We start from the raw sequence: 25,724 nt of genomic DNA on the forward strand, positions 1-25,724 counted from the left end.
GGCCCGGCGCGCGAGCGGGAGGCTCAGGCCGAGGCGTCGACCTCGCCCGTGACGTCGGCACCGCGACGCACGCCGGTGATGGCCGCGTAGGTGGCGCCGGCGATGACCGCACCCAGGATCGGGGCGACCCAGAAGACCCACAGCTGCGCGGGGGCGCCGTCGCCGTGGAAGAAGGCGACCGCGGTGGAGCGGGCCGGGTTGACCGAGGTGTTGGACACCGGGATGGAGATGAGGTGGATCAGGGTCAGGCCCAGACCGATGGCGATCGGGGCGAAGCCCTTGGGCGCACGGTCGTCGGTGGCGCCCAGGATGATGTAGAGGAAGAAGGCGGTCAGCACGACCTCGGCGACGAACACGGCCAGCAGCGAGTAGCCGCCGGGCGAGAGCTCGCCGTAGCCGTTGGCGGCGAACCCGCCGGTGGCCGAGAAGCCGTCCTGGCCGGAGGCGATGACCCACAGGACGCTGGCGCCGAGCAGACCGGCAACGACCTGGGTGACGATGTAGGGCGCGATGTCCTTGACCGGGAAGCGACCGGCGGCGGTCAGGCCGAGGGTGACGGCCGGGTTGAAGTGGCCGCCGGAGACGTGGCCGACGGCGTAGGCCATGGTCAGGACGGTCAGACCGAAGGCCAGGGCGACACCGACGAAGCCGATGCCGAGCTGGACGTTGTCGGTGGGGTCGATGACCTTGGCGGCGAGCACGGCCGAGCCGGCGCCGCCGAGGACGAGCCAGAAGGTGCCGAGAGCCTCGGCGCCCAGGCGGGCGGCCATCGAGGGCGTGGCCGGGGCGGACACGGTTGAGGGCATGGTCAAACTCCAGTGTGATGAGGAAGGGGATCCCGCGACGGCACCCCTTGGCGCGGACGTCTCCATTGTCGCACGCCCCAGGCCGCGGCGAGGTCAGTCAGCAGGCGGATTTCCGCCCGAGATCGCCCGGGATCAGCTCGCCCTGCCGCCCACCGACGCGATCCCCAGCCAGGTGTGCCGGTTGCCCGCCCAGCACCAGCCGAGCTTGGGCGCCCCCTTGCGTTCAGGCCCGTCCCGTCCGGTGCCGTTGCTGATCCACAGCGCCGGGACCCGCGAGTCGAGCGTGCCTGCGCGGCGCCCGACCTTGCGCGAGCCGGTCGTCATGAAGCAGTGGTTGCGCTCGACGATCCCGGGCACCTGGAGGGCCCAGCACACCCCCTCGGACACCGTCATCAGGTCGCGTCCGTGCTCCCGCAGCTGAGGGTCGACCTCGTCCGGGCTGAGGTTGGCGAACTCATCGCCGCGGCGGGGGTCCAGCACGGCATAGAGCGGGGCTTCCGGCATCTCGACGCCAGGTGCGGGACCGAACTCGGCCAGGTCGCCCAGGTCATCCACGACGAAGCCCGGCCGGTCTCCCAGCCGGAGCAGCGGGACGAGATCGGCGACAGGCAGCAGGTCGGGATGCACCACCAAGAGGTCTCCGGCGAGGTCGCCCGGCAGGGGCGGAAGGTCCAGACCCAGCTCCGTGAGGCGGGCGTGCTGAGTGGTCAGGTCGGGCAGCGTCAACGAGGCTCCTGGGTCGGCGGACCGGTGACAACGGCGCCGGACGAGGTTCCATTCCTCGGGGTATGCGGCAGCACCAGCGCCACTTGCGGCGTTTGGTCGGTCTGAGGACCGCCACATACGGCGCCCGGTCGGTCTGAGACGCGCCACTTACGGCGCCCGGTCGGTCAGACGTCGCGCTCCCAGCGCCGCATCCCGGCGAGCGCCGCGACGAAGGCGTCCGGGTCGACCGAGGCCAGGGCGTGGCAGGCCTCGTCCAGCTTGTCGAGGACCCCGGCGACCTCAAGAAGAGGCCGGGCACCTTCCACATACCCGATGTGCTTGTAGTGGGAGAAGGCGTCGGAGACGAAGTCCTTCACCGCCGGGTGCCCGGACAGCTCGACAGCGCCGTCGCCGGTGGCCAGCAGCGCCACCGCGTCGAAGAGCACCGAGGGGGCGCCGTCGATCTTGTGGTCGACCGGCGTCCGACCGCGCTTCCCCTTGAGCACGACACCGCCGACCTTGAGACCGACCGTCTCCACCGTGCCGCCGACGGCCTCGACCGCAGACGTGACGGCCTTGAGCAGCGCGGGATCGGTCCCGTCGGAGACCAGCACCCCGAGCTTGCGGCCGCCGAAGTCCTCGGGGGCGCGGGAGGCCATCGCCAGGGCGGGTGACTCCGGGAGGTCGTGCCGCGGCGCCACCGCGGGCTCGGTCGCCTCGGGCAGGTCGATGCCCAGCCCGTCGGCGACCGCGGCCGCGAGAGGCTCGTCGACGTTGCGCAGGTTGGCCACCATCCGCTCGCGGATCGCGGGGATCTCGCACTTGGACAGCTCGAAGACGAAGGCCATCCGGACGTGGTCCTGCTCGGGCTCGGGCAGGCTCCGGTAGAACTGACCGGCCTGGCTGTAGTGGTCGGCGAAGGACTCGGCGCGGATGCGGCGGGTCTCACCGGCCTCCGGCCGCTCGACGGTGCGGTAGCCGGCCTCGCGGTCGGCGCGCGGCCCTGCGGCGGTCCCGGTGAAGGAGTTGGGCTCGTAGTTGGCCCGCCCCGCCTGCCGACCCATCTGCATGTGGCCGTCCCGCTGGAAGTGCGCGACGGGGCAGCGCGGCGCGTTGATCGGCAGCTGGCTGAAGTTCGTGGAGCCGAGCCGCTTGAGCTGGGTGTCGAGATAGGAGAAGTTGCGGCCCTGGAGCAGCGGGTCGTTGGAGAAGTCGATGCCGGGCACGACGTTCTGCGTCATGAAGGCGACCTGCTCGGTCTCGGCGAAGACGTTGTCGACCACGCGGTTGAGCTGCATGGTGCCGATGACGCGCAGGGGGATCTGCTCCTCCGGGATGATCTTGGTCGGGTCGAGCACGTCGAACTCGAAGGAGTCGGCAAAGTCGTCGTCGAAGGTCTGCACGGCCAGGTCCCACTCGGGGAAGTCGCCGCCGTTGATGGCATTCCACAGGTCTCGGCGGTGGAAGTCGGGATCGGCGCCGTTGATCTTGACCGCCTCGTTCCAGACGACCGACTGCAGGCCCTGGCGCGGCACCCAGTGGAACTTGACGAACGTGCTGCGCCCCTCGGCGTTGACGAACCGGAAGGTGTGCACGCCGAAGCCCTGCATGAAGCGGAAGGAGCGCGGGATCGCCCGGTCTGACATAAGCCACATGACGTGGTGGGTGGACTCCGGCATCAGGGAGATGAAGTCCCAGAAGGTGTCGTGCGCCGAGGCCGCCTGCGGCCACCCTCGGTCCTGCTCCTCCTTGACGGCGTGGACCAGGTCGGGGAACTTGATCGCGTCCTGGATGAAGAAGACCGGCATGTTGTTGCCGACCAGGTCCCAGTTGCCCTCGTCGGTGTAGAACTTGGTCGCGAAGCCACGGACGTCGCGTGGCAGGTCGAAGGACCCGAGGTTGCCCGCCACCGTCGAAAAGCGCACGAAGACCGGCGTCTCCTTGCCCGGGGTGAAGACCGAGGCCTGGGTGAGGTCGGAGATGTCCTCGCTGGCGGTGAAGACGCCGTGCGCGCCGTAGCCGCGGGCGTGAACGACCCGCTCGGGGATCCGCTCGTGGTCGAAGTGGAAGAGCTTGTCGCGCAGGAGGTGGTCCTCCAGCAGCGTGGGGCCACGCTCGCCGACGCGCAGGGAGTTCTGGTCGTCGGACATCGGGTGGCCTTGGGCGTCGGTCATCACCGGGACGTCGCCACCGGGCAGCTGGTGCAGCTCGCCGCCGTTGCCGGGCTCGGTGCGGGAGGTGTAGACCGGGTTGGTCGCGGCCGCGCCGGCCCTGCTCGGGGTGGGCGGCTGCGGCGGGGCAGGGTCCTGCGGGTAGCCGGGCAGCTGGGGCTCGCCGGCCGCCGCGGTGGCGGGCGACTTCGAGGCTGACGTCTCGGCGCTCTTCCTTGAGGTCTTCGAGGTCTTCTTGGTGGCCATACCGCTGACGCTAGGACCGGGCGGGGTCCCCGTCGCGGCGGATGATCCCCTCCACCCCCAGGGGTGAGCGGCCGCGCTCCATCCCCGGCACGTCACCACCTTCAGGTGTGTGCATCCCCGGCACCTCACCACCTCCAGGGGCATGCGGCTGCATCCAGGGGCGAGTGGCGCGGCATCAACCTGCCTTGCGACCTTGTTGCTCGGAAGGATCATCCGGATCGCTGCGGGCGGTCGGGGCAGCTCGACGCAGGCGCGGGGCCACTGCGCCGCGGGGAGCCTGTCCCTGGAACGAGGTGAGGAGCGGAGGCGGTGGCCGGTAGTCCTCCGGCGCCGGTGGTGAGTGCCGCTCCCGCTGCCGGGCGAGGTTGCAGTGCTGGCACATCCCCTGGCCGTTGTCCTCGGCGGTCTCTCCGCCCTCGGAGTGCGGCAGCACGTGGTCGATGTCGCGGATCGGTGCTCCGCACCAGGCATTGCGGCAGGTCCGGTCACGGGCGATGAGGAGTTTGCGGAGCGAGCCGGTGAACAGCCGTCGACGCGGGTCGCGGTGGGTCAGGACGCCTGTGACCTCGTCGACGTAGAGCCGACGGAGCCACGCCTTCGCGGCCCGCATGCCGGGGCTGGGAGAGGCGCTGGTGCTGGCGCTGGAGGTAGCACTCGCGCTGGTGCTGGCACTGGCTGCAGCATCGTCGTCCACCACTCCTGCCGGGTCCATGGCCGCGCCTTGACCTGGGTCGGGGGTCATGGCGGTGCTCACCCCGTGCACGTGGGGGCAGGCCCAGTCGGTGCATCGCTCCCCTGCCGGGCACTGTTCCGAAGACGGCTCCGGGCCCGCCGCACCTGCGGGAGACGACGCTTCGGGCGCAACCTCGGAGCCTGCGACGGGCGGCGGCTCCTCTGGCGCGGCCTCCACGACGGCGACCGACTCGTCGGACGGTCGCAGGAGCTCGCGGGCGATCTCGGCCGGCACCGGACCGTAGCCCTCCAGGTCGGTCGGGTCCGCCGCCCCGCCGAACAGTGCCGCGTCGGTCATCAAGAGACCTACCTCGACATCGACGCCATCGACGACCCGCCGACCGGTGAGCCGGTAGAAGAACTCGTCGGCCATGAGCTGGTTGAGGGTGCGCGGGTCACCGGAGGCGACCGCCGTCTTCGCGTAGGACTTCAGCGAGCCGTAGACGGCGACGGCCTGCGGCGCAGGCAGTCGCGCGGTGAGCAGCGCCATCACGTCCGGCGCCGGCCGGCACGAGACACCGCGGTCCTCCGCGGCCTTGCGGGCGCGCCGGACGAAGCCGGCCGGGTCGAGCTCGTAGACCAGGCCACGCGCGGCGTCGCCGATCTCCTTCGTGGACGCCCCGGGCAGCATGCCCTCCAGACGCCGATCGGCCTCCGCGCGATCGGCCGGGTCCAGGCAGGTCGTGGCCTCGGTGACCACCCTGGCCTGCAGCCCGTTGATCTCGCCACTCTCGAGCGCTGCCAACGTCCGAGGCATCTCATCGACGAGAGCGGTGGCCGAGGCGAGGTCCCGCGAGCCCCAGTAGGGCGAGGTCTTGCGCGCCTTGGCCAGGTCGTCGGCGACCCCCTCACCCTGGCGTCGCCTGGGCACGCCACGCGCTTCCTGCTCCGCGACCTGCGAGCGTGCGAACGAGACCTGGAGCCGTGCGGAAGTGGCGGCGGCCGACCTGGTCAGATCCTCCAGCCCTCGCAGGAGCTCCAGACGCTGGTCGTCGTCGAGCTCGGCCACGTCCAGGCTGGTGATCCGGCCACTGAGATCGTGCACCGCCGAGAGCAGCGCCACCGCTGCTGACGATGCACCCATCCCGACCAACCCCTCCGTCCTCCCCGATGCGTCCGCACGTATCGGGGAGGACCTCGTCCACCCGACCCCTCCGATCGAGTTCGTACATACATACTAGAAGTGACCACCGACAGACCCTCCCCCGTCGGGCTCACGTGTGGACGAGGACGGCCGGGCGGTGGGGGTTGGGGACAGCTGCCACGGGATGAGATGGGGCGGCCGGGATCGGGCCACGGCTGGGGCAGGGACAAGGGTGGGTCGGGACGACGGGACCGCGAGAAGGGCGTCGCTCACCTCGCGCGATACGCCCGTCAGACCCCGGTATGACGCAGCTCAGCCAGGTGCATCCGCCGGGTGGACGCGGCGAGCGGGTCGGCAGGACGACGGTAGGGACATGACGATCACCCAGCTCTTCCTCTACACCGCCCTCATCGCCGGCATGCTGCTCTACACGGCGCTGGCCATCGTCCCGCTGGTCCTCGAGCACGAGGCGCGTCAGGCCGACCGGCCGGTGACCTCAGCCGGCCTCCCCCGGCTGCCCGAGCCGCAGCCTCAGGGCGGAGTGGTCGCTCAGGCCGTCCAGCCGCGGCTCGTGCACCAGGACGCACTCGCGCACTGACCCGGCCAGGCCCTCGGTCACGAAGGCGTGGTCGTAGCGGCACCCCACGCCGCTGTGGTCGACCCAGCTCACCTCTCGCGAGCCCGGATCGACGAGCCGGTAGGCGTCGACCAGACCGTGGTCCCCCTCCAGGGCGGCCAGCAGCTCGGTCTCCTCGGGCAGGACATAGCGCAGCTCGTCGTCGTGGAGCGGGTCGACGAGGTTCAGGTCACCGATGACCACCGCACCCCGCTCCCCCACATCCTCCGCGTCCCCGCCACCGGCTGACGACCACCCCGACGACCACCCGGCCGACCACCCCGGCAACCACCCCGGCAGCCACTCCTCGAAGGCGCGGATCCACTCCCGCTTGCGCGCCCGCTGCGCCGAGGACGAGTAGCGCACCGGGTCGCTGGCCGCGCCGTAGACGGCAAGGAGACGCAAGGCACCCGGGCCAACCCCGAGCCTCAGCGGAAGCACCCGCCCCGGCAGGACCGAGGGCGGCCCGACGTCCTCGACCACGGATGAGGCCGCCAGATCCGGATCCCGCACGACCACCATCACCCCCAGACCCCCGCCGGCCGAACAGTCGGTGACGTGGACCGAGAAGCCGGCAGCACGGCATACCCTGGCGATCAGACGTGAGCCAGGGGAAGGTGAGGTCTCCGTCAGCACCCAGACGTCGTCACCGTCGCCCTCGTGCCACAGCCACCCCAGCAGGTCGCGCGCACGAGCCTCGGGCGGCGCGCTGACGTTGAGCGCGAGGATCGAGAGCACGGGCGGCTACTTGGAGACCCAGCGCCATCCCATCGGCGGCTTGACGCCACGCTGCATGGTGCGCACGCGCACGTTGCCCATCAGGTTGTTGACGTTGACGACGAGGCGGGCCCCGGTGGGCGCGACGTCCTGGGTGTCGAAGTCGGCCTCCGTGCGGCCGTCGCCCATCACCGTCACGCCCTTGACCTCGACGTGGGTGCCCGGCGGCACCACGACCCGCACGTCCCCCATGAGTGCCCAGGCGCTGACCTCGAGGGTCTCCCCCGGCACGATCACGTCACGCAGGTCGAGCTTGAGGTTGCCGAGGAGGGCGTAGCCGGTGATCTTTCGCGGCGCCTCCCACCGTCCGGTGCGCACGACGTCGCCCAGGATCGAGACCAGGGGTTCATCGGTCTCCCGGCGGGCGGGCAGATGACCGGGCGTCTGCGCCGGGACCTGGCCCTGCCCGGGCACCTGCCCAGGCAGCCGGAGGTAGGACTGGTCGGGGACGATCTCGGGCAGCCCCTCGCCAGGGGTCTGCGGACCGGGGAGCGGCGGCTGCTGTGTCATACCGCCACCCTAGAGTGGAACGCATGGAGTTTCGATACCTCGGCAACAGCGGCCTGAAGATCAGCGAGATCACCTACGGCAACTGGCTCACCCACGGCTCCCAGGTGGAGAACGAGGTGGCCCACGCCTGCGTGCGCGCCGCCCTCGACGCCGGGATCAGCACCTTCGACACCGCCGACGTCTACGCCAACACCAAGGCGGAGTCCGTGCTGGGCGAGGCCCTCAAGGGCGAGCGCCGCGAGAGCCTGGAGATCTTCACCAAGGTCTACTGGCCGACGGGCCCGGGCGGCAAGAACGACACCGGCCTGTCCCGCAAGCACATCATGGAGTCGATCAACGGCAGCCTGCAGCGGCTGCAGACCGACTACGTCGACCTCTACCAGGCGCACCGCTACGACACCGAGACGCCGCTGGAGGAGACGATGCAGGCCTTCGCCGACGTCGTCCGCCAGGGCAAGGCGCTCTACATCGGCGTCAGCGAGTGGACCGCCGACCAGATCCGCGAAGGGCACGCGCTGAGCAAGGAGCTCGGCTTCCAGCTGATCTCCTCCCAGCCGCAGTACTCCATGCTCTGGCGCGTCATCGAGCCCGAGGTGGTCCCGGCCTGCGAGGAGCTGGGGATGTCGCAGATCGTCTGGAGCCCGATGGCCCAGGGCGTGCTGAGCGGGAAGTACCTCCCCGGCCAGGCCCCGACCGAAGGCCGCGCGGCCGACGAGCGGATGGGCAAGGGGATGGCCGGGTTCCTCTCCGAGGAGACCCTCACCGCCGTCCAGGGCCTCAAGCCGCTGGCCGAGGAGGCGGGGCTGACGATGCCCCAGCTGGCGATCGCCTGGGTCCTGCAGAACCCCAACGTCGCCGCCGCGCTCGTCGGCGCCTCCCGCCCCGAGCAGGTCCAGGACAACGTCCAGGCCGCGGGCGTGAAGCTGGACGCCGACCTCATGGCCAAGATCGACGAGGTGCTCGGCGACGTCGTGGAGCGGGACGCCGGCAAGACCGCAGAGAACGCGCCGCAGGGTCGCGTCGCCTGAGGCGACATCGCGGGTCGCGTCGTCTGAGTCGACGTCACGTCGTTCGAGCCGCAGGAGGGATGGTGACCACGGCTGCCCTCCGCACTGCGGCAGACTGACCCCATGACCGCCCTCGAGTCCCCGTTCAGCCTCTCCCTGGAGGACATGCGCACCCACCGCTCGGCCAAGTGGAGCCGCGTGCCGGCGGACGTGCTGCCGGCCTGGACCGCCGAGATGGACGTGCGCACCGCGCCGGCGATCTCCGAGGCTCTCCAGACGGCGATCGGCCGTAGCGACTTCGGCTACGCCGGCTCCCCCGCGCCGGTCGTCGAGGCCTTCGCCAGCTTCGCGCGCGACGTCTGGGACTGGGAGACCCAGGACGGTCCGGGGCGCACCCGCCTCTTCGCCGACGTCGGCCACGGCGTCACCGAGGTCCTCCGGGCGATCACCTCCCCTGGCGAGCGGGTCGTCATCAACCCGCCGGTCTACCTCTCCTTCTATCCGTGGTTGAGGTCCCTGCAGCTCGACCCGCTCGAGGTGCCGATGCGCGAGCACGCCTCCGGCGTGCAGCTGGACCTGGAGGGTATGGAGCACGCGCTCGCCTCGGGTGCGCGCGTGGTCCTGCTGTGCAGCCCGCACAACCCCCTGGGCCACGTCTACTCCGCCGAGGAGCTGGCCGCGGTCGCCGACCTGGCGGCCGCGCACGACGCGGTCGTGATCAGCGACGAGATCCACGCCCCGCTGGTCCACCCGGGCAGCCCGAGGCCGTTCGCCCCCTTCCTGACCGTCTCCGACGCCGCCCGCCAGGTCGGGATCGCCCTGCACTCCCCCTCCAAGGCGTGGAACACCGCCGGCCTCAAGCTCGCCGTCGGCGTCACCGCCGCCGAGGGACGCTGGCCCGACATCCGCGAGGAGCTGGACTGGGCGCCCTCGATCCTGGGGCAGTACGCCGCGATCGCCGCCTACACCGACGGTCGCGAGTGGCTGGACGAGGTGCGGGCCGAGATCGAGGAGCGCACCGCCCAGCTGGGCCCCCTCCTGGCCGAGCACCTGCCGGACGTGCGCTACCGACCCGGGCACGCCTCATACCTGGCGTGGTTGGACTGCCGTGAGCTCGGCCTCGGCGACGACCCCGCGCGGGTCTTCCTGGAGCGGGGGCTCGTGCAGCTCTCGCCCGGTCCGGCGTTCGGGACCGGGGGCGCCGGCCACGCGCGGCTCAACATCGGCACCAGCTTGGAGCTGATGACCGAGGCGGTCCGGCGGATGGCGGCGGCGCTCGGCTGATGCTCCAGGATCTTCTGGCCAGGACCGTCGGCGGGATGCTGTCCCGCGCCAGTCGGCCCAGACCGCCCGCCAACGCCCGGGAGCGGGCCGAGTGGGACGCCCGGACCCTGGTGCGGCTGATGGACCGGGAGCAGCTGCGGCGCTACGCCGAGACGACCGACGAGGCGGTCGACCTCATCGCCGCGGAGCGCCTGCGGACCTGGCGGTCGCGGGACGAGTTGCGACCCACCCCGGAGGAGCGCGAGGTGCTGTCGCGGCCGTGGCGGTGGGCCAGGCAGGGCGAGGTGGTACTGGCCGGGCTGCGCGTGGTGCTGCTCCTCTTCGGCTGGGCCTTCCTCATCACCGGGATCATCGGGATCCTCGGGGTGGGGCCGATGATCTGGGTGTCGGCGGCGAGCCTGCTCGTGGCCACGCTGGCGCTGACCGCCCACTCGCTGGTCATCGGGGTCATCGACCGGCTGCGGGTGCGGCCGCTGCTGGAGTGGGCCAGCCACATCCCCGGCCAGCTGGGTCGGGGGCTGCCGGGCAGCATGCCGACCTCGACCGTCAGCGGGGCGATGGACCTGGTCGTCTTCAGCCTGACGGTGATCCTCGTCGGCGCCGGGATCGGCGGGATCGTCATCGCGGTCCTGGTCACCGCCATCGAGCTGATCTTCTGGGCCCTGGAGGGACTGGCCCCCTCCGATCTGGGCTTCTCGGCGGGCATGGCCGGGGGCGGGCTCGCCCTCGTCGCGCTGGCCTGGGGAATCGCCGCGCTCTGGGGCGCCATGGTGCAGGCCGACCGGCGACGCATCAGCGCCGTGCAGTGGATCGTCGAGGACTGAATATCCTCGAGGGCATGAGCCTGCCCCACCTGTGGATCCGTGCCGAAGCCCGACCGACCGAGCAGCGCGTGCCGATCGTCCCCGCCGACGCCGCCCGCCTGGTCGCCGACGGCTTCCCGGTGACCATCGAGGAGTCCCCGACCCGCATCGTGCCGGTGGAGGACTATGCCGCGGCCGGCTGCGCGGTCGCGCCGGCCGGGTCGTGGGTCGGCGCGCCGGAGGGCACGGTCGTCATCGGCATCAAGGAGCTCCCGGAGGAGCCGGCCGAGCTGGCGCACACGCACGTCTTCTTCGCCCACGCCTACAAGGGTCAGGAGGGGGCCGAGGAGACGCTCGACCGCTTCCGCCGCGGGGGTGGCGAGCTGCTCGACGTGGAATACCTGACCGTGGACGGTCGCCGGGTCGTGGCCTTCGGCTTCTGGGCGGGGTATGTGGGAGCTGCTCTCGCCGTGCTCCGGCACCGCGGTCTGCTGCCGGGTGGCGTCACGCCGATGGCCCGGGCCGACCTAGACGTGCTGCTGCGCGCGAGCGCCGAGGGCCGCGAGCCGGAGAAGGCGCTGGTCATCGGCTCGCGCGGCCGCTCGGGCCGGGGCGCCACCGAGGCTCTCGAGGTGGCCGGGTGCACGGTGACCCGCTGGGACCGGGAGCACACCGCCGACCTCGACAAGGCCGCCCTGCTCGCGCACGACATCCTGGTCAACTGCGTCGTCAGCCAGGTCAAGGCCGAGGCTTTCGTCGGGCCGGAGGACCTGACCGCCGAGCGTCGGCTGCGCACCGTCGGTGACGTGACCTGCGACGTCACCTCCGAGGCAAACCTGCTGCCGGTCAACACCGCGATCACCACCTGGGAGGAGCCGGTGCGCGACGTCGGCCCGGAGGGGGCGCCGCTGGAGGTCATCGCGATCGACAACCTGCCCTCGCTGCTGCCGCGCGAGTCCTCCGAGAGCTTCTCGGCCGAGCTGACCCCGCTCATGGAGCACCTGTGGGAGCGGCGCGGGCCGTGGGCGGCGAGCCTGGACTGGTTCCGCCGACACGTGTGCTGAGATCTCCTCATGCATCCCTACCGGATCGGCAGCGTCGCCGGCGCCGTCGGAGCGACCGTCTTCGTCCTCGCCTACCGCGGGCAGCTGCCCGACCCCTGGCCGCTGGTCGCGCTCGTGGGCTGGCTGCTGGCGTTGGGGGTCTACGTGTGGGCGGTGTGGGTGCGGCCGGTGGAGGCGCTCCCAGAGGGGCTGCCGCCCCGACGGCACGGCGGCCTGATCTATCTCGTCTCCGTCGTCCTGATGATCGCCCTCATCCAGGTCGGCCGGGTGATACTGGAGGACCAGGGGCGTGAGGAGCTGCTGCCCGCGGTGATCATGACCGCCGTCGGGCTGCACCTGGTGCCCTTCGCGCACGCCTTCCGCGCGCCCGTCTTCACCGCCCTGGGATGGGTGCTCACCGGGATCGGCCTCGCCGGCGGCCTGGCCGGGTGGGTGCTGGACAGCGGCGCCGTCGCCGCCGGGGCGGTCGTGCTCGGCGGGCTGCTCATGCTCGGGCTCATCGCCCAGGGGGCGCTCCGGGGCGATGAGGTCCCGGAGGAGGACGAGCTCGACGCGGACGGCTACGGCGAGCGCTGGTCCTAGAAAAAGGTCGAGCGCCTCAGAAAGGAAGCCCGTCCTCGATCCCCTCGGGACGTCCCGGCTCGCTGAGCCACTCGTCGCCGAAGGCCATGGCGTACTGGTCCTCCGGCATCCCCAACATCCAGCCGACGTCCTCCTGGGAGGCGTGGCAGGCCAGCGCCGCGCGCTTGGAGGCCAGCACCGGCCGGACGTCGACGTGCCAGTGGAGCTCGGCCTCGGGGGTGCCGATCGGGTTGCCGTCGTCGGCGGGCCGGTCGGGGTCGAAGCCCTCGTCCTCGGGGAAGAGCCCGGCCTCGACCCCGGCGCGGAAGATCCGGCGCAGGTGGTCGCGGTTCATCGTCGCCTCGAGATAGCGGGGGCGGCGGGCGGCCAGCTCGACGGCCCGGCGTGCCACGTGGTGGACCTTGACGTGGTCGGGGTGGCCGTAGCCCCCGTGCCAGTCGTAGCCCACGACGACGTCGGCGTCCTCCTCGTCGAGGATGGCGGCCAGCCGCCCGGCGGCCTCGTCGAGGTCCGCGGCGTGGAAGGACTCCTCGTGGCCGTTCTGGTCCCAGCCGGTCATCCCGGAGTCGGCGTAGTCGAGCCAGGCCACGCGGGCGGTGCCCAGCACCTGCCCGGAGGCCTCGGCCTCGGCGCGGCGGCGCAGGACGATCGTCTCCTCCTCGGCCAGGTCGGTCGGCAGCGTCCCGTGGTCTCCGTTGGTGGCGTAGACGCAGACGACACGGTGCCCCGCGTCGGCGGCCAGGCGCATCGTCCCGGCCGTCTGGGACGCCTCGTCGTCGGGGTGGGCGTGCAGGAAGACGATCGTGCTCACGAACGCACAGCGTAGAGGCCGACCCCGACGCCCCGCGAAGGCGCGATTTCACGAAACCTCCACATCGCCCACCCACGGTGTCCTGACCTGCGCACCTACGCTGAAAACATGACCGACTCCCCACCCCGGCGCACCCTCCTGGTCGTCGAGGACGACGCGACGATCAACCAGGCCCTGACCGACCGGATGGCCGCCGAGGGCTTCGAGGTGGTGCGGGCCTTCGACGGGCCAGGCGCGGTCGCCGCCTTCACCGAGCACTCCCCCGACCTGGTGCTGCTGGACGTCATGCTGCCGGGCTTCGACGGGCTCGAGGTCTGCCGCCGGATCCAGGCCGAGCGGCCGGTGCCGGTGCTGATGCTCACCGCCCGCGTCGACGAGACCGACGTGCTGGTCGGGCTCGGGGTGGGCGCCGACGACTACGTCACCAAGCCCTTCCGGATGCGCGAGGTGGTCGCCCGCGTCCGCGCGCTCCTGCGGCGGGTCGAGCGCGCCGAGCAGCTGGCCGCCGCCCCCGTCCCCGTGCCGGTGCAGCAGGTGGGCGGGCTGGCGATCGACCGCGCCGCACGACGGGTCCACCTCGACGGCGCCGAGGTCCACCTGACGCCGCTGGAGTTCGACCTCCTCACCGCCCTGGCCGACCGGCCGGGGACGGTCATCGGGCGCGACGCGCTCATGACCCAGGTCTGGGGCTGGTCCGACGCCCAGGGCACCCGCACGCTCGACAGCCACGTCAAGTCGCTGCGCGCCAAGCTCGGTGCGGGGTGGCTCCGCACCGCCCACGGCGTGGGCTACGCCTTCGAGGAGGTCACGGTATGAGGCCCCCCACCTCTCCCTCCGCCCGCCCTCTGGACGGGGTCACCTCGATCAAGATCAAGATCGGCCTGCTCGTCGCGCTGAGCATCCTGGCCGCCGTCGTCATGCTCCAGGTGGGTCGGGGCGCGGGGGTGCCGGCCTGGCTGACGCTGCCGGTGACCCTCGCCGCCGCGCTGGGCGTGACCCAGTGGCTGGCCCGGGGCATGACCTCCCCGCTGCGGGAGATGACCGCTGCCGCCGGGCGGATGGCGACCGGTGACTACTCCACCCGGGTGACGGCGACCTCGGCCGACGAGGTGGGGGCCCTGGCGCGAGCCTTCAACACGATGAGCCAGGACCTGGCGACCGCCGACGAGCAGCGGCGCCAGCTGGTGGCGACCGTCTCCCACGAGCTGCGGACCCCGCTGGCCGGGCAGCGCGCCCTGCTGGAGAACCTCGTCGACGGCGTCGTCCGCCCCGACGACGCGGCCCTGCAGACCGCGCTGGCCCAGTCCGAGCGGCTCAGCGCATTGGTCGGCGACCTGCTCGACGTCAGCCGGGTCGGGGAGGGCGCCGGGCGGCTCACGCTCGAGGACGTCCCCGTGGCGGAGCTCCTCGGGGACGCCGTGCAGGAGGCTGCGCTGTCCGGCCGGTCGGTCGAGGTGCAGACCCACGTCGAGCCCGCCGACCTCGTGGTGCGCGGCGACCGTGCCCGCCTGGCCCAGGTCGCGGCCAATCTCGTCGACAACGCCGTGCGGCACAGCCCCGCGGGTGGGACGGTGCAGGTCCACGCACTGGCCGAGGGTGCGACGTGGTCGCTGGAGGTGCTCGACGACGGCCCGGGCTTCCCGGCGGACCCGACCGAGCGGGAGCGGCTCTTCGCCAGGTTCGGCGTCGGTGACGACAGCGGCGGCGGCACCGGGCTCGGCCTGGCCATCGCCCGATGGGTGGTGCAGCTGCACGGTGGGACGATCGCGGCGCTGGCTCGCGAGGACGGGACGGCCCGGGAGGAGGGGGCTCGGGGCGCGCGCGTGCGGGTCGAGCTGCCCACCCGACCGACCTCCCGCCTCATGCCCGTCTCTGCGCCGGCTGCCTCGACCATCGCGCCGCCACGAACTCCCCCCACCCCGCACCCGGGCGAGGAGGCCTCGGGAACGGGAGCGACCGCATACCCCGCCTCCCCCTCGGTCATCGAGGCGATGTTCGGGAGGTTCTGGCCCGAGGGCGGGCCGCGGACCGCGCCGCTGGCGCTGGGGGCCTCGATCGCGCTCGGCGGGGTGGCGGCGATGGTGCTGCCGTACCGCGCGTTCGGGCTGGGGACCGCGATGCTGCTCGTCGCCGCCGGCGGGCTGGTCCTGTCGCGATCGGTGCACCGTCGCTCGGTGTGGACGTGGGTGTCGGTGGCGCTGTGCCTCGGGCTGGCCTCGCTGGTGGTGCTGCGTGCCGCCGAGTGGCTGACGGTGCTCTCGCTGATGGTCGCCGCGGTGCTGGTCACGACCGCGCTGACCGACGCACGCAGCGTGCTGGGGATGATCTCCGGCGCCGCCTCGTGGGTGCTCAGCGGGGTCCGGGGGCTGCCGCTGCTGGGACGGACGCTGTCGGCCGCGAGCCGGGCGCCGCTGCTGTGGCCGGTGGTGCGCACGGCAGCGGTCTCGCTGGTCGCGTTCGTGGTCTTCGGCGGGCTCTTCGCCTCCGGGGACGCGGTCTTCGGGGCGTGGATGGACCGGCTGTTGCCGCAGATCGAGCTGGCCGACAGCGTCGTGCTGCGCTCGTTCGTGTGGTTCATGGTCGCGGGCGTGGTCCTGGCCGCGTGCTATCTCGCGCTGAACCCGCCGCGCGTGGAGGCCGTCGGGGTCGGGCGGGGGCGTCCGGTCGCGAGGGCGTGGGAGTGGGTGGTGCCCGTCGGGGTCGTCGTGGCGCTCTACGCCGGATTCCTCGTCGCGCAGGCGTCGGCGATGTGGGGCGGGCACGAGTGGGTGCAGCGCACGACCGGGATGACCTATGCCGAGTCCGTGCACCGCGGCTTCGGGCAGCTGACGGTGGCGACCGCGCTGACCCTGGTGACGGTCGCGCTGACCGTGCGCAAGGCCTCGACCGCGACGACGCGGGACCGGCTGCTGCTGCGCGGCGTGCTGGGGACGCTGTGCCTGCTCACGCTGGTGGTGGTGGCCTCGGCGCTCTACCGGATGGCGGTCTACCAGGAGGCCTACGGGTTCACCGTGCTGCGGGTGCTCGTCGACGCCTTCGAGCTGTGGCTGGGGCTGGTCGTGGTGCTGGTGATGGTCGCGGGCGTGCGGCTGCGGGGGGCGTGGCTGCCGAGGGCGGCCCTGCTGTCGGGCGCGGCGATGGTGCTGGTGATCGGGCTGGCCAGCCCGGAGGCGTGGGTGGCCCGGCGCAACATCGAGCGCTTCGAGGAGACGGGGCGGCTGGACGTGGCCTACCTGTCGACCCTGGGCGCCGACGCCGTGCCCGTCATCCAGGAGGGCCTGCCGGAGGATCTCGCGCGCTGCGCGATCGGCTGGGCTCCCGGCGAGCTGGTCGACGACGCGCTGTCCTGGAACCTGGGCCGGGAGCGGGCGATGGCGTCCGCGCCGTGGGTGGTGGGGGCTGGCGGCGGCCCGGCTGACGGCGACCCGGCTGACGGCGGCCCGGCCGATGGTGGCCCGGCTGACGGGGGTCCGGCCGGCAGCGGTCTGGACTGGCCGGGCTGTCCGGCCGAGGTCGGCGGGCCGATTCCGACGCCTCCCCGCTGACCGGGCCCTGGATCGGCGCCATCGACCTGATCCACGGCTCAGATCCATCGAAGCGGGCGACGGTTGTCGGCAGACCTCACAGATGTCGGTAAACCTCACATCTGCCCGGGCAGGAACCTGGGCGGATGTGAGGTTTGGCGACAGATAGCGGGATCACCGACATCGAGAGCCGCCAGGGGCCAGGCATCGCCAACCCCGACCCCAACCCCGACCCGCCCCGGCGTCTCGCGGATGCGCGTCAGCCCTTCTTCAGCTCCGGGAAGTCGGTGTCGCGCCACTCCTGCTGCACGACGCCGGTGGTGCCGGGCATCGTCGCCTCCTGGGCCAGCTCCTCCTCGCGGGCGCGCAGCTCGACGCGGCGGATCTTGCCGGAGATCGTCTTGGGCAGCTCGTAGAACTCGATGCGCCGGACCCGGAGGAAGGGCGCGAGGTTCTCGCGGGCGTGCTCGAGGATCGAGAAGGCCGTCTCCTTCGTCGGCTCGTAGCCGTCGACGAGGGCGATGTAGGCCTTCGGGACCGCCAGGCGGACCTCGTCGGGAGCCGGCACGACCGCCGCCTCGGCCACCGCCGGGTGCTCGATGAGGACCGACTCCAGCTCAAAGGGGCTGATCTTGTAGTCGCTGGCCTTGAACACGTCGTCGGTGCGCCCGACATAGGTGATCATGCCCTTGGCATCCCGCTCGGCGACGTCACCGGTGTGGTAGAAACCGCCGGCCATCGCCTCGGCGTTGCGGACCTCGTCACCCTGGTAGCCGCTCATCAAGGCGACCGGCTTCGCCGACAGGTCCAGGCACAGCTCGCCCTCGCCGGGGCCCTCGATCTTCTCGCCGGTGGCGACGTCGACGAGCACGACCGGCATGCCCGGCAGCGGCTTGCCCATCGAGCCCGGCTTGAGCGGGTCGCCGGGGCAGTTGCCGACCTGGGCGGTGGTCTCGGTCTGGCCGAAGCCGTCGCGCAGGGTCAGGCCCCAGGCCTTCTGGACCTGGGAGATGACCTCGGGGTTGAGCGGCTCGCCGGCGCCGATGATCTCGCGCAGCGCGCCCGGGCCGCCGGAGAGGTCGGCGTTGATGAGCATGCGCCAGACGGTCGGGGGCGCGCAGAAGGTGTTGACGCGGTAGGACCGCAGCACCTTGAGCATCGCGGCCGCGTCGAACCGGCCGTAGTTGTAGACCATGATCGTGGCCTCGCCGATCCACGGGGCGAAGAACAGGCTCCACGCGTGCTTGGCCCACCCGGGGCTGGAGATGTTGAGGTGCACGTCGCCGGGACGGATGCCCAGCCAGAACATCGTCGACATGTGCCCGACGGGATAGCTGATGTGCGTGTGCTCGACCAGCTTCGGTCGCGACGTGGTGCCGGAGGTGAAGTAGAGCAGGAGGCGGTCGGTGGACGCATTGCCCGGGTGCTCGGCCGGGTCCGCAGGGGTCTGGTATGCGGTGTGCAGGTCGATCCACCCGTCCACCTCTCCGACGCTCACCTTGGTGTAGTCGCCGGGCACCTCGTCGAACTTGGGGCAGTCCTCGGGGTTGGCCACGACCATGCGGGCCTCGCCACGGTCGATGCGGTCGCGCAGCTCGGCGGGGCCGACGGCGACGGTGGTCGGCATGATGACGGCGCCGACCTTGATGATGCCCAGCATGGTGTCCCACAGCTCGACCTGGTTGCCGAGCATGACGATGACGCTGTCGCCGCGGCCGATGCCGTGGGCGGTGAGGAAGGCCGCGACCTGGTCGGAGCGGGTGGCGATCTCGTCGAAGGAAAGGGTCTGGTCGGACCCGTCCTCCTCGACCACGATCAGCGCCGTCTTGGTGTTGCCCCGGGCGATCTGGTCGAACCAGTCGATCGCCCAGTTGAAGGAGTCGCCCACGTCGGGGTGACGGAAACGCTCGCGGGCCTCGTCGGGACGGCCCTGCAGCTCCAGGAGGAGATCACGAGCCTCGCGGTATGCGGTGGTGGCGGCATTCTGGGGGCTGGACGTCGTCGTCATAACCCTATGCCTACACCCTGTAGTAGCTCCGTGGGGCGGCGGGTCCGACGAAATCTGGTCCTGCCAGCCACTTCGAGGTTCGCCCCGGCCCGATCCGCGACAGGATGGGCAGATGACATCCCAGCAGCGACAGTCCCTGGACAGCGCCTCCGACGCCCGCGGCCTGGCCGAGCTCGTGCTCGTCCGCCACGGCGAGAGCCAGGGGAACGTGGCCGACCGGGCCGCCCTCGACGCCGGCCAGCCCTATCTCGACCTCGACGTGCGGGACGCCGACGTCGAGCTGTCCGGGACCGGGCGGGAGCAGGCCGAGGCGGTGCGTGACTACCTGCGCTCCCTGCCCGAGGACCAGCGCCCCACGGCGGTGATCAGCTCCCCCTACCTGAGGGCACGGCATACCGCAGAGATCGCTGTCGAGGGGATGGACATCCCGTTCGTCGTCGACGAGCGCGTGCGGGAGCGGGACCTCGGCGCCTTCGACGGGATGACGTGGATCGGGATCGAGCAGGAGTATGCCGAGGAGTCCAAGCGGCGCGGTCGCGTCGGGAAGTACTACTACCGCCCGCCGGGCGGGGAGTCCTGGTGCGACGTGGTGCTGCGCGTGCGGCAGGTGCTGCTGGAGATGCAGGAGCGCTACGCCGGGGAGCGGCTCTGGGTGTTCTCTCACCAGGCCACGATCATGAGCTTCCGCGTCGCCATCGAGGCCCTGGAGGAGAAGGAGGTGCTGGAGGCCGACAAGAAGACGCCGCTGGCCAACTGCTCGATGACGATCTACCGGCCCGGCGAGGAGGGGCTGGAGCTGGTCGCCTACAGCGACACCACCGCTGTGGACCGTGCCGGGGAGGACGTCACCCACGAGCGCTCGCACGGCTCGGAGAACGGCGCAGGGGACGGGACAGCGAGTGGGGCCGGGGACGACTCCTCGGCGCAGGGAGCACGATGAGCCGCCCCGCGCCGGAGGTCGTGACGCCGCACCTGCTGCGCGACTGGCCGCTGCCCGAGCTCCAGGACGACAAGGAGTCGCGCGGGCGGGTGCTGGTCGTCGGCGGCAGCCGGGACAACCCGGGAGGGGCGCTGCTGGCCGCCGAGGCGGCGCTGCGGGTCGGCGCCGGCAAGGTGCAGGTGGTCACGGTGCGCTCGACGGCGACGGCCCTGGCCGTGGCCCTGCCGGAGACGATGGTGCGCGGCGTCGCCGAGACGGCCGCGGGCGAGCTGACCCTGGAGGCCGCCGACGCGGTCGCCGAGCTGGCGCCGGCGTGCGAGGCGGTGCTCATCGGCCCGGGCCTGGGCGACGTGGCGATCGCGCGGGAACTGACCGCGCGCATCCTGCCCGACCTCGACACCCCCGTCGTGCTCGACGCCCTCGCGCTGGCCGCCGTGACCGAGGACCCGGAGTGCCTGAGCCACCTGGCCGGCCGCGCCGTGCTCAGCCCCAACCTGCACGAGCTCGCCCTCACCCTGGGCTGGGACGAGGCCAAGGTTGCCGACGACCCCCGGGAGGCGGCGCTGCGGCTGGCGGCGCGCACCGGTGCCTGCGTCACGGCGGGCGGCCCCGTCTCCTGGACAGCGCACCCGGACGGCCGGTCGTGGCGCGGCTCGGTCGGTGGGCCAGGCCTGGGGACGTCGGGCTCCGGGGACGTGAAGGCGGGCGTGGTGACCGGCCTGGTCGGCCGGGGCGTGGAGCCCTGTCAGGCCGCGGTCTGGGGCAGCCACCTGCACGGGAGCGCCGGCGACCGGCTCACTGCCGAGCTCGGACCGACCGGCTTCCTCTCACGTGAGCTCGCCGTGAGGATCCCGCAGATCCTGGCCGAGCTTGACGCCTGAGCACCCAGACTCGCCGAGCTCGACGCCTGGCTTCCTGAAGAGCGGCGGGGCGATCGCCGCCTGTCCTCACTCCTGCCCGGCCGCGGCCTCCCACGAGTCCTGGGGCTGATAACCCAGCTCCTCGATCGTGCTGGTCATGTCCCAGCGGTGCCGACCGCCGTTGTCGGAGGTGGCGTAGTAGGGCCCGCCGTCAGGGCTGTCCGCCTCGAGCGCGGCACGGAAGACCCGTGCCGTGTCTGCCTCGCTGAGCCACATGGCACGCAGCACCTCGGAGTCGGCCGCACCCCAGTCGCCGCTGCTCCACCCGATCCGCAGCGGCACGAACTCCAGCCCGTGCGCCTCGCGGTAGAACCGGCCGAGCGCCTCCCCGAAGACCTTCGACACCCCATACAGAGAATCCGGCCGGACCGGCATGTCCGGGGTGACCGGCCACTCCTCGTCGATGTCGTAGCCGCCGATGGCGTGGTTGGAGGAGGCGTAGACGACCCGCCGCACGCCCGCCTGCCGCGCCGCCTCGAGGACGTTGCGGGTGCCGGCGATGTTGAGCTCGAGCACGCTGTCCCAATCCGACTCCGGCGACGCCGCGCCCGCGAGGTGGATGACGGCGTCGATGCCCTGGAAGGCCTCGGTCAGGGCGTCGAGGTCGCGGATGTCCAGCTCGCGCGTGCCCTCCGGCGCGTCGGGGTCGGCATCGGTCGCGACAATCTCGTGCTCGTCGGCCAGGGACTCGACGAGGACCTTGCCGACGTCTCCGGCCGCGCCGGTGATGAGAATCTGCATACGGATGACGGTATGCGGTTCACGTCTCCTTCTCCCGGCGAAAGGCAGGTGTATCGTTGGTGTATGGCACGCACCAACATCGACATCGACGACCGGCTGGTCGCCATCGTCATGGAGCGATACGGCCTGACGACGAAGAGGGCGGCGGTCGATCTGGCGCTCCGCCGCCTCGCCGCGCCCGCACCCTCGACCGAGGAGATGCTCCGGATCCGGGGCACGGGCTGGGACGGCGACCTCGACGAGCTGCGCTCCGACTCCGTCACGCCGGTCTGAGCGATCCGGCCATGCTCGTCGACACCTCGGTCTGGGTCGAGTTCCTGCGGGGAACCGGCAGCCGGGCCGACCGCGCCATCGAGGCCCAGCTGGGTTCGGGCGAGCTCGCCACGACCGAGCCGGTGCTCATGGAGCTGCTCGCCGGCGCGCGCGCCGGGCAGCAGGCGGACAACGCCGAGCGGCTCCTCCTCGGCCAGCGGTGGCTGCACGTCGACCCGGTGCTCGACTACCACGCTGCGGCGTCGGTCTACCGGTTGACCCGGAGCACCGGCCACCAGCCCCGTTCCCTCCAGGACTGCCTGATCGCCGCGGTCGCGCTGCGCCACGAGGTGGCGGTGGCGCACCGGGATGCGGACTACGAGCACATCGCGGCCGCGACCGGCCTGCGTGTCGTCGACCTCCGTTAGCCATACCGTGCAGGGATGAAGGACGCCCACTACCTGGAGACCGAGCCGATCGGGCCGCTCTACGAGTGGTTCGCCGACGAGACGGCCGTCACCTCCCCCACCTGGGAGCGGTTGTGCCGCTGGATCGCGGCCACGCCGGCGGTGCAGGACCGGCTGGCCACCCTCCCCGGGATGGCGCGGCAGCCCAACCGCTTCCTCGCCGCGATCCGCTATCTCGGGGGCCCGACCGCACCCGGCCCGGCGTTCCTGGCCTGGCTCGAGCAGGAGTGGCCACGGATCGAGCAGGTCGTCCGGACCCGCATTACCCAGACCAACGAACCCGGCCGCACCGCGGTCACCGCACCCCTCCTCGCCGCCCTCCCCCAGCCGGTGGCGCTGCTGGAGCTGGGGGCGTCGGCGGGGCTGTGCCTCCTGCCGGACCGGTATTCAGCGGCCGGGCTGACCTTCCCCAGCGCCGTGACCGGCACCCCGCCGGGAGACGCTGCGGAGATGCGCGTCGCGGCCAGGTTGGGCGTCGACCTCAACCCCCTCGACGTGGCCGATCCCGACACGCGACGGTGGCTGCGCGCCCTGGTCTGGCCCGAGGAGGAGGACCGCGAGACCCGGCTCCGGGCCGCCCTCGAGATTGCAGCGCTCGACCCGCCGGAGGTGCGTCGGGCCGACCTGACCCAGGAGCCTCACCAGGTGGTCGGGACACTCGTGGACGAGCTGCGGCAGACCGCCCCTGATGCGACACCCGTCGTGCTGCACTCGGCCTTTCTCGCCTATCTCGGGGAGTCCGATCGGCAGGCGGTCTGCGAGGCGATCCGGGCCTCCGGCGCGAGGTGGGTCTCGATGGAGGGCATCCGCGTGGTCACCGAGGTGGAAGCGAGGCTGGACCGGATCGGCGACCCCCCGGACCCCACGGCCTTCGTGCTCGCCCTCGACGGCGAGCCGGTCGGCTGGGCGCAGGCGCACGGACGGTGGGTGCGCTGGGCCTGAGCGACGTCAGCCGCAGGCGTGCTGGCGCAGCGCCTCCAGACCGGCCAGGTCGCCCTCGCCGAGACCGTCCTGGTCGCGGTGCTCCGGGGCCATGAGCTGGGTGGGGTCGTCGGTGTGGCCCAGGCCCAGGACGTGGAGCAGCTCGTGGGTCAGGATCATCTCCCGGTCGTGGCTCTTGTCCCGGAACCAGCCGCCGGGCAGGTCGACGTCGAGGACGACCGAGCCGCCGATCGCGTGCCCGCCCCCTCCCGGGGCGGTCGCGTAGGTCGCCCCGCCGATGCCCGCCGTCGCCCCGTGCAGCTCGCCCACCTCGTCGGCGTCGGCCCAGCCGAGGAGGACGTCCCCGACCCGCTTCTCCCCGAAGGTCCGCTCGTCCGTCTCCCCGGCCACCCGGAAGGTGACCCCGGCGGCCTCGTTGACGGTGGCGATGGAGGAGGCGAGGAGATCCTCATACCCGTCCGGTGCGTGCTCGGGGTTGACCACGACGTCGATCGTCGCCCCGCACGGCCAGGTGATGGGCGCGCCGGAGGAGGTGGTCATCAGGTAGGTGTAGCCGTCGCCGCCGGAGCCCTGCACGCCGTCGAGCGGATCGGTCGTGACGGCGTCGCGCAGGTCGCCGAGGTCCAGGAGCGGTGAGGCCATCACGGTGCCGACGATGACCGCGAGGACGATGAAGAGCGTGCCGACCACACCCAGGCAGGAGCGGCCCCGACGCTCCCGCGGCTCGGCCTCGGTCTCGTCGACGGCCAGCTCGTAGGCGCCGGGCTCGTCGTTCACACCGTCAGTCTGCCCTCCGCGAGCCAGGCGCCATAACCACCGACGAGGTGCTGCACGTCCGTGCGGCCCTCCGCGAGCAGGTGGTCCAGCGCCTGCCCCGACCTGCCTCCCGCGGCGCAGTAGAGCAGGACCGGCCGGTCGGCCGGCAGCTGCGCCCGTCCCGCCAGGAGCTCGCCGAGGGGGACGAGCCTGGCCCCGTCCAGATGCCCTGCGGCGTGCTCGTGTGGCTCCCGCACGTCCACGACCTCCAGGTCCACCTCGCCGGCGGCCCGGCGCAGAAGCAGCTCCTGCACCTCCGGCACGGACAGCTCGGTGCCGGGGGGACGAGGTGAGGGCGCGCCGCATACCTGATCGACCGCCTCGAGCGAGGTGACGGGCTCGCGGTCCGGGTCGGGCGAGGTCGCCAGCTCGCGCCAGGTGGCGGTGAGCGCGTCGTGCACGAGGAGGCGGTCGACGAGCGGGCGACCGGCGCCGGTGAGGAGCTTGACCGCCTCGGCCCCCATCGCGGCACCGACCGCCGCGCAGAGCACGCCCAGCACGCCCGCGCCGGAGCAGGTCGGCACGGACGCCGCATCCGGCGGGTCCGGGAAGAGGTCGCGGTAGGTCGCCCCCCGCCCCGGCCAGGACACGCTGACCTGGCCCTCGAAGCGGAGGATGGTGCCCCACACCGACGGCGTGCCGAGGATCTCGCAGGCGTCGGCGACCAGATAGCGGGTCGCGAAGTTGTCGCTGCCGTCCAGCACGAGGTCGTAGCCGCCGACGATCTCGAGCGCGTTGTCGACGGTGAGGCGTTCGGGGTGGGCGCGCAGCGTGATCGCGGGGTCGATCCGGGCCACGGCGTCGCGGGCGGACTCGACCTTGGGCCGGCCGACGTCGGAGGTGCCGTGGATCACCTGGCGGTGCAGGTTGGACTCCTCGACCACGTCGTCGTCGACCACCCCGAGCGTGCCGACGCCGGCCGCCGCGAGGTAGAGCAGCGTCGGCGACCCGAGCCCGCCCGCGCCGATGACCAGCACCTTCGCGGCGAGGAGGCGGCGCTGCCCGAGGTCGCCGATCTCGGGCAGGAGGAGGTGGCGGGCGTAGCGGGCGGTCTGCGCGGCGGTGAGCGGGGGGCCGGGTTCGACGAGCGGGGGGTATGGGGTGCCCGCGCCGGTCGGGTGCTCGGTCGCCGCCGTGGGGGCGCCGCTCACAGGTCGGCCCGCCCCTCGACGGGTGAGGACGCCAGCGCGTGACGGCGTCGCGGGATGCGGCCGGCGTGCCGTGCGTGATGGCCGGCGAGCACGGCGTGGCGGAAGGCCTGCGCCATCCGGGCGGGGTCGTGCGCGCGGGTGACCGCGCTGGCCAGGAGGACCGCGTCGCAGCCCAGCTCCATCGCCAAGGCCGCGTCGGAGGCGGTGCCGATCCCGGCGTCGAGGACGACCGGGACGCTGGCGCGGCTGACGATGAGCTCGATGTTGTGCGGGTTGAGGATGCCCAGGCCGGTCCCGATCGGGGCGCCCAGCGGCATCACGACAGAGGCACCGACCTCCTCCAGGCGCAGGGCCGTGACGGGGTCGTCGTTGGTGTAGGCGAAGACCACGAAGCCGTCCGCCACGAGCTGCTCGGTCGCGTCGACGAGCTCGAGGGGGTCGGGCAGGAGGGTGGTCTCGTCGGCGATGACCTCGACCTTGATCCAGCTGGTCTCCAGGGCCTCGCGGGCCAGCTGGGCGGTCAGGACGGCCTCGCGGGCGGTGTAGCAGCCGGCCGTGTTGGGCAGGATCCGGATGCCGCGATCGGTGAGCAGCCGATAGATCGAGCCCCCCTCGGCCGGGGTGTAGCGGCGCATCGCCACCGTGGTCAGCTCGGTGCCGGAAGCGTCGAGCGCCTCGCCGAGCACGTCGAGGCTGGGCAGCCCGCCGGTGCCCATGATGAGCCGCGAGCCCATCTCGACGCCGTCGACGACGAAAGGCTCCACC

Annotated in this window: 25 protein-coding genes; 13 read left to right on the forward strand and 12 right to left on the reverse strand. The window is 72.4% G+C overall.

Annotated elements, in window-relative coordinates; translation table 11 throughout:
* Positions 1-23 precede the first annotated feature (23 nt).
* From aqpZ to ACTMMA_RS06025, 4 genes are all read right to left on the reverse strand, one after another.
* Entirely contained in the window at positions 24-806 is a 783-nt protein-coding gene (gene aqpZ / locus ACTMMA_RS06010; protein ID WP_441189203.1) for an aquaporin Z, read from the reverse strand.
* A 132-nt stretch (positions 807-938) separates the two neighbouring features.
* On the reverse strand, positions 939-1,532 hold the full coding sequence (locus tag ACTMMA_RS06015; protein WP_441189204.1) for a DUF5701 family protein: 594 nt from the start codon (positions 1,530-1,532) through the stop codon (positions 939-941).
* Positions 1,533-1,696: 164 nt separating this feature from the next.
* On the reverse strand, positions 1,697-3,685 hold the full coding sequence (locus ACTMMA_RS06020; protein ID WP_441189332.1) for a catalase: 1,989 nt from the start codon (positions 3,683-3,685) through the stop codon (positions 1,697-1,699).
* Between the two features lie 418 nt (positions 3,686-4,103).
* Complete coding sequence (locus ACTMMA_RS06025; protein WP_441189205.1) at positions 4,104-5,744, reverse strand: HNH endonuclease; 1,641 nt, start codon at positions 5,742-5,744, stop codon at positions 4,104-4,106.
* 373 nt (positions 5,745-6,117) lie between these two features.
* Between ACTMMA_RS06025 and ACTMMA_RS06030 the strand changes: the two genes are divergently transcribed.
* Positions 6,118-6,342: a hypothetical protein gene (locus ACTMMA_RS06030; protein ID WP_441189206.1), complete on the forward strand. Its 225-nt coding sequence runs from the start codon at positions 6,118-6,120 to the stop codon at positions 6,340-6,342.
* Here ACTMMA_RS06030 and ACTMMA_RS06035 read toward each other — a convergent pair.
* Positions 6,241-7,098, reverse strand: coding sequence for an endonuclease/exonuclease/phosphatase family protein (locus ACTMMA_RS06035; protein WP_441189207.1), 858 nt, complete (start codon positions 7,096-7,098; stop codon positions 6,241-6,243). The two genes, ACTMMA_RS06030 and ACTMMA_RS06035, sit on opposite strands and share 102 nt — an antisense overlap.
* 6 nt (positions 7,099-7,104) lie before the next feature.
* Positions 7,105-7,647 carry a hypothetical protein gene (locus tag ACTMMA_RS06040; RefSeq protein WP_441189208.1) on the reverse strand — a complete coding sequence of 181 codons (543 nt, stop codon included), beginning with the start codon at positions 7,645-7,647 and terminating at the stop codon, positions 7,105-7,107.
* 23 nt (positions 7,648-7,670) lie between these two features.
* Between ACTMMA_RS06040 and ACTMMA_RS06045 the strand changes: the two genes are divergently transcribed.
* The 5 genes from ACTMMA_RS06045 (at position 7,671) to ACTMMA_RS06065 (ending at position 12,387) form a co-directional block, all read left to right on the forward strand.
* Positions 7,671-8,675 carry an aldo/keto reductase family protein gene (locus ACTMMA_RS06045; protein ID WP_441189209.1) on the forward strand — a complete coding sequence of 335 codons (1,005 nt, stop codon included), beginning with the start codon at positions 7,671-7,673 and terminating at the stop codon, positions 8,673-8,675.
* A gap of 102 nt (positions 8,676-8,777) precedes the next feature.
* A complete protein-coding gene (locus ACTMMA_RS06050; protein ID WP_441189210.1) occupies positions 8,778-9,938 on the forward strand; it encodes a MalY/PatB family protein in 1,161 nt (386 codons plus the stop codon).
* Positions 9,938-10,762 carry a hypothetical protein gene (locus ACTMMA_RS06055; RefSeq protein WP_441189211.1) on the forward strand — a complete coding sequence of 275 codons (825 nt, stop codon included), beginning with the start codon at positions 9,938-9,940 and terminating at the stop codon, positions 10,760-10,762. Before ACTMMA_RS06050 ends, ACTMMA_RS06055 begins: the two co-directional genes overlap by 1 nt.
* A gap of 14 nt (positions 10,763-10,776) precedes the next feature.
* Complete coding sequence (locus ACTMMA_RS06060; RefSeq protein WP_441189212.1) at positions 10,777-11,805, forward strand: saccharopine dehydrogenase; 1,029 nt, start codon at positions 10,777-10,779, stop codon at positions 11,803-11,805.
* A 9-nt stretch (positions 11,806-11,814) separates the two neighbouring features.
* On the forward strand, positions 11,815-12,387 hold the full coding sequence (locus tag ACTMMA_RS06065; RefSeq protein ID WP_441189213.1) for a hypothetical protein: 573 nt from the start codon (positions 11,815-11,817) through the stop codon (positions 12,385-12,387).
* Positions 12,388-12,403: 16 nt separating this feature from the next.
* Here the strand turns inward: ACTMMA_RS06065 and ACTMMA_RS06070 are convergent, their stop codons facing one another.
* Complete coding sequence (locus tag ACTMMA_RS06070; protein ID WP_441189214.1) at positions 12,404-13,198, reverse strand: PIG-L deacetylase family protein; 795 nt, start codon at positions 13,196-13,198, stop codon at positions 12,404-12,406.
* A 108-nt stretch (positions 13,199-13,306) separates the two neighbouring features.
* Here ACTMMA_RS06070 and ACTMMA_RS06075 point away from each other — a divergent pair, with 108 nt between their 5' ends.
* Entirely contained in the window at positions 13,307-14,014 is a 708-nt protein-coding gene (locus ACTMMA_RS06075; protein WP_441189215.1) for a response regulator, read from the forward strand.
* Complete coding sequence (locus ACTMMA_RS06080; protein WP_441189216.1) at positions 14,011-16,743, forward strand: DUF4153 domain-containing protein; 2,733 nt, start codon at positions 14,011-14,013, stop codon at positions 16,741-16,743. The genes ACTMMA_RS06075 and ACTMMA_RS06080 overlap by 4 nt, the downstream gene beginning before the upstream one ends.
* A 238-nt stretch (positions 16,744-16,981) precedes the next feature.
* Here the strand turns inward: ACTMMA_RS06080 and ACTMMA_RS06085 are convergent, their stop codons facing one another.
* A complete protein-coding gene (locus tag ACTMMA_RS06085) occupies positions 16,982-18,730 on the reverse strand; it encodes an AMP-binding protein (RefSeq protein ID WP_441189217.1) in 1,749 nt (582 codons plus the stop codon).
* Positions 18,731-18,842: 112 nt separating this feature from the next.
* Between ACTMMA_RS06085 and ACTMMA_RS06090 the strand changes: the two genes are divergently transcribed.
* Together ACTMMA_RS06090 and ACTMMA_RS06095 are read left to right on the forward strand one after the other, a co-directional pair.
* Entirely contained in the window at positions 18,843-19,670 is an 828-nt protein-coding gene (locus tag ACTMMA_RS06090; RefSeq protein ID WP_441189218.1) for a histidine phosphatase family protein, read from the forward strand.
* Positions 19,667-20,551, forward strand: coding sequence for an NAD(P)H-hydrate dehydratase (locus ACTMMA_RS06095; RefSeq protein ID WP_441189219.1), 885 nt, complete (start codon positions 19,667-19,669; stop codon positions 20,549-20,551). The genes ACTMMA_RS06090 and ACTMMA_RS06095 overlap by 4 nt, the downstream gene beginning before the upstream one ends.
* A gap of 66 nt (positions 20,552-20,617) precedes the next feature.
* Here ACTMMA_RS06095 and ACTMMA_RS06100 read toward each other — a convergent pair whose 3' ends face one another.
* Positions 20,618-21,331 carry an NAD-dependent epimerase/dehydratase family protein gene (locus tag ACTMMA_RS06100; RefSeq protein WP_441189220.1) on the reverse strand — a complete coding sequence of 238 codons (714 nt, stop codon included), beginning with the start codon at positions 21,329-21,331 and terminating at the stop codon, positions 20,618-20,620.
* A gap of 63 nt (positions 21,332-21,394) precedes the next feature.
* Here ACTMMA_RS06100 and ACTMMA_RS06105 point away from each other — a divergent pair, with 63 nt between their 5' ends.
* Genes ACTMMA_RS06105 through ACTMMA_RS06115 form a run of 3 tightly spaced genes read left to right on the forward strand, consistent with a single transcriptional unit; the run spans position 21,395 to position 22,992 of the window.
* On the forward strand, positions 21,395-21,604 hold the full coding sequence (locus ACTMMA_RS06105) for a type II toxin-antitoxin system VapB family antitoxin (RefSeq protein WP_441189221.1): 210 nt from the start codon (positions 21,395-21,397) through the stop codon (positions 21,602-21,604).
* A gap of 11 nt (positions 21,605-21,615) precedes the next feature.
* Positions 21,616-22,011, forward strand: coding sequence for a type II toxin-antitoxin system VapC family toxin (gene vapC / locus ACTMMA_RS06110; RefSeq protein WP_441189222.1), 396 nt, complete (start codon positions 21,616-21,618; stop codon positions 22,009-22,011).
* 15 nt (positions 22,012-22,026) lie between these two features.
* Complete coding sequence (locus ACTMMA_RS06115) at positions 22,027-22,992, forward strand: DUF2332 domain-containing protein (protein WP_441189223.1); 966 nt, start codon at positions 22,027-22,029, stop codon at positions 22,990-22,992.
* A gap of 6 nt (positions 22,993-22,998) precedes the next feature.
* Here the strand turns inward: ACTMMA_RS06115 and ACTMMA_RS06120 are convergent, their stop codons facing one another.
* From ACTMMA_RS06120 to ACTMMA_RS06130, 3 genes are read right to left on the reverse strand one after another with little or no spacing between them, the layout of a single operon-like run.
* Positions 22,999-23,769: a matrixin family metalloprotease gene (locus tag ACTMMA_RS06120; protein WP_441189224.1), complete on the reverse strand. Its 771-nt coding sequence runs from the start codon at positions 23,767-23,769 to the stop codon at positions 22,999-23,001.
* Positions 23,766-24,959, reverse strand: coding sequence for a ThiF family adenylyltransferase (locus tag ACTMMA_RS06125; RefSeq protein ID WP_441189225.1), 1,194 nt, complete (start codon positions 24,957-24,959; stop codon positions 23,766-23,768). The genes ACTMMA_RS06120 and ACTMMA_RS06125 overlap by 4 nt, the downstream gene beginning before the upstream one ends.
* Complete coding sequence (locus ACTMMA_RS06130; protein ID WP_441189333.1) at positions 24,956-25,693, reverse strand: thiazole synthase; 738 nt, start codon at positions 25,691-25,693, stop codon at positions 24,956-24,958. The genes ACTMMA_RS06125 and ACTMMA_RS06130 overlap by 4 nt, the downstream gene beginning before the upstream one ends.
* Positions 25,694-25,724: the final 31 nt, after the last annotated feature.

Source organism: Ornithinimicrobium panacihumi, assembly GCF_052073805.1.
In the GTDB taxonomy this organism is placed as follows: domain Bacteria; phylum Actinomycetota; class Actinomycetes; order Actinomycetales; family Dermatophilaceae; genus Ornithinicoccus; species Ornithinicoccus panacihumi.

What these genes read in the sequence shown, in the direction of transcription:
- aqpZ (WP_441189203.1), bottom strand. Translation starts at nt 806, where the DNA reads ATGCCCTCAACCGTGTCCGCCCCGGCCACGCCCTCGATGGCCGCCCGC.
- ACTMMA_RS06020 (WP_441189332.1), bottom strand. Translation starts at nt 3,685, where the DNA reads ATGACCGACGCCCAAGGCCACCCGATGTCCGACGACCAGAACTCCCTG.
- ACTMMA_RS06025 (WP_441189205.1), bottom strand. Translation starts at nt 5,744, where the DNA reads ATGGGTGCATCGTCAGCAGCGGTGGCGCTGCTCTCGGCGGTGCACGAT.
- ACTMMA_RS06030 (WP_441189206.1), top strand. Translation starts at nt 6,118, where the DNA reads ATGACGATCACCCAGCTCTTCCTCTACACCGCCCTCATCGCCGGCATG.
- ACTMMA_RS06040 (WP_441189208.1), bottom strand. Translation starts at nt 7,647, where the DNA reads ATGACACAGCAGCCGCCGCTCCCCGGTCCGCAGACCCCTGGCGAGGGG.
- ACTMMA_RS06045 (WP_441189209.1), top strand. Translation starts at nt 7,671, where the DNA reads ATGGAGTTTCGATACCTCGGCAACAGCGGCCTGAAGATCAGCGAGATC.
- ACTMMA_RS06050 (WP_441189210.1), top strand. Translation starts at nt 8,778, where the DNA reads ATGACCGCCCTCGAGTCCCCGTTCAGCCTCTCCCTGGAGGACATGCGC.
- ACTMMA_RS06055 (WP_441189211.1), top strand. Translation starts at nt 9,938, where the DNA reads ATGCTCCAGGATCTTCTGGCCAGGACCGTCGGCGGGATGCTGTCCCGC.
- ACTMMA_RS06060 (WP_441189212.1), top strand. Translation starts at nt 10,777, where the DNA reads ATGAGCCTGCCCCACCTGTGGATCCGTGCCGAAGCCCGACCGACCGAG.
- ACTMMA_RS06065 (WP_441189213.1), top strand. Translation starts at nt 11,815, where the DNA reads ATGCATCCCTACCGGATCGGCAGCGTCGCCGGCGCCGTCGGAGCGACC.
- ACTMMA_RS06075 (WP_441189215.1), top strand. Translation starts at nt 13,307, where the DNA reads ATGACCGACTCCCCACCCCGGCGCACCCTCCTGGTCGTCGAGGACGAC.
- ACTMMA_RS06080 (WP_441189216.1), top strand. Translation starts at nt 14,011, where the DNA reads ATGAGGCCCCCCACCTCTCCCTCCGCCCGCCCTCTGGACGGGGTCACC.
- ACTMMA_RS06085 (WP_441189217.1), bottom strand. Translation starts at nt 18,730, where the DNA reads ATGACGACGACGTCCAGCCCCCAGAATGCCGCCACCACCGCATACCGC.
- ACTMMA_RS06090 (WP_441189218.1), top strand. Translation starts at nt 18,843, where the DNA reads ATGACATCCCAGCAGCGACAGTCCCTGGACAGCGCCTCCGACGCCCGC.
- ACTMMA_RS06095 (WP_441189219.1), top strand. Translation starts at nt 19,667, where the DNA reads ATGAGCCGCCCCGCGCCGGAGGTCGTGACGCCGCACCTGCTGCGCGAC.
- ACTMMA_RS06100 (WP_441189220.1), bottom strand. Translation starts at nt 21,331, where the DNA reads ATGCAGATTCTCATCACCGGCGCGGCCGGAGACGTCGGCAAGGTCCTC.
- ACTMMA_RS06105 (WP_441189221.1), top strand. Translation starts at nt 21,395, where the DNA reads ATGGCACGCACCAACATCGACATCGACGACCGGCTGGTCGCCATCGTC.
- vapC (WP_441189222.1), top strand. Translation starts at nt 21,616, where the DNA reads ATGCTCGTCGACACCTCGGTCTGGGTCGAGTTCCTGCGGGGAACCGGC.
- ACTMMA_RS06115 (WP_441189223.1), top strand. Translation starts at nt 22,027, where the DNA reads ATGAAGGACGCCCACTACCTGGAGACCGAGCCGATCGGGCCGCTCTAC.
- ACTMMA_RS06130 (WP_441189333.1), bottom strand. Translation starts at nt 25,693, where the DNA reads ATGGGCTCGCGGCTCATCATGGGCACCGGCGGGCTGCCCAGCCTCGAC.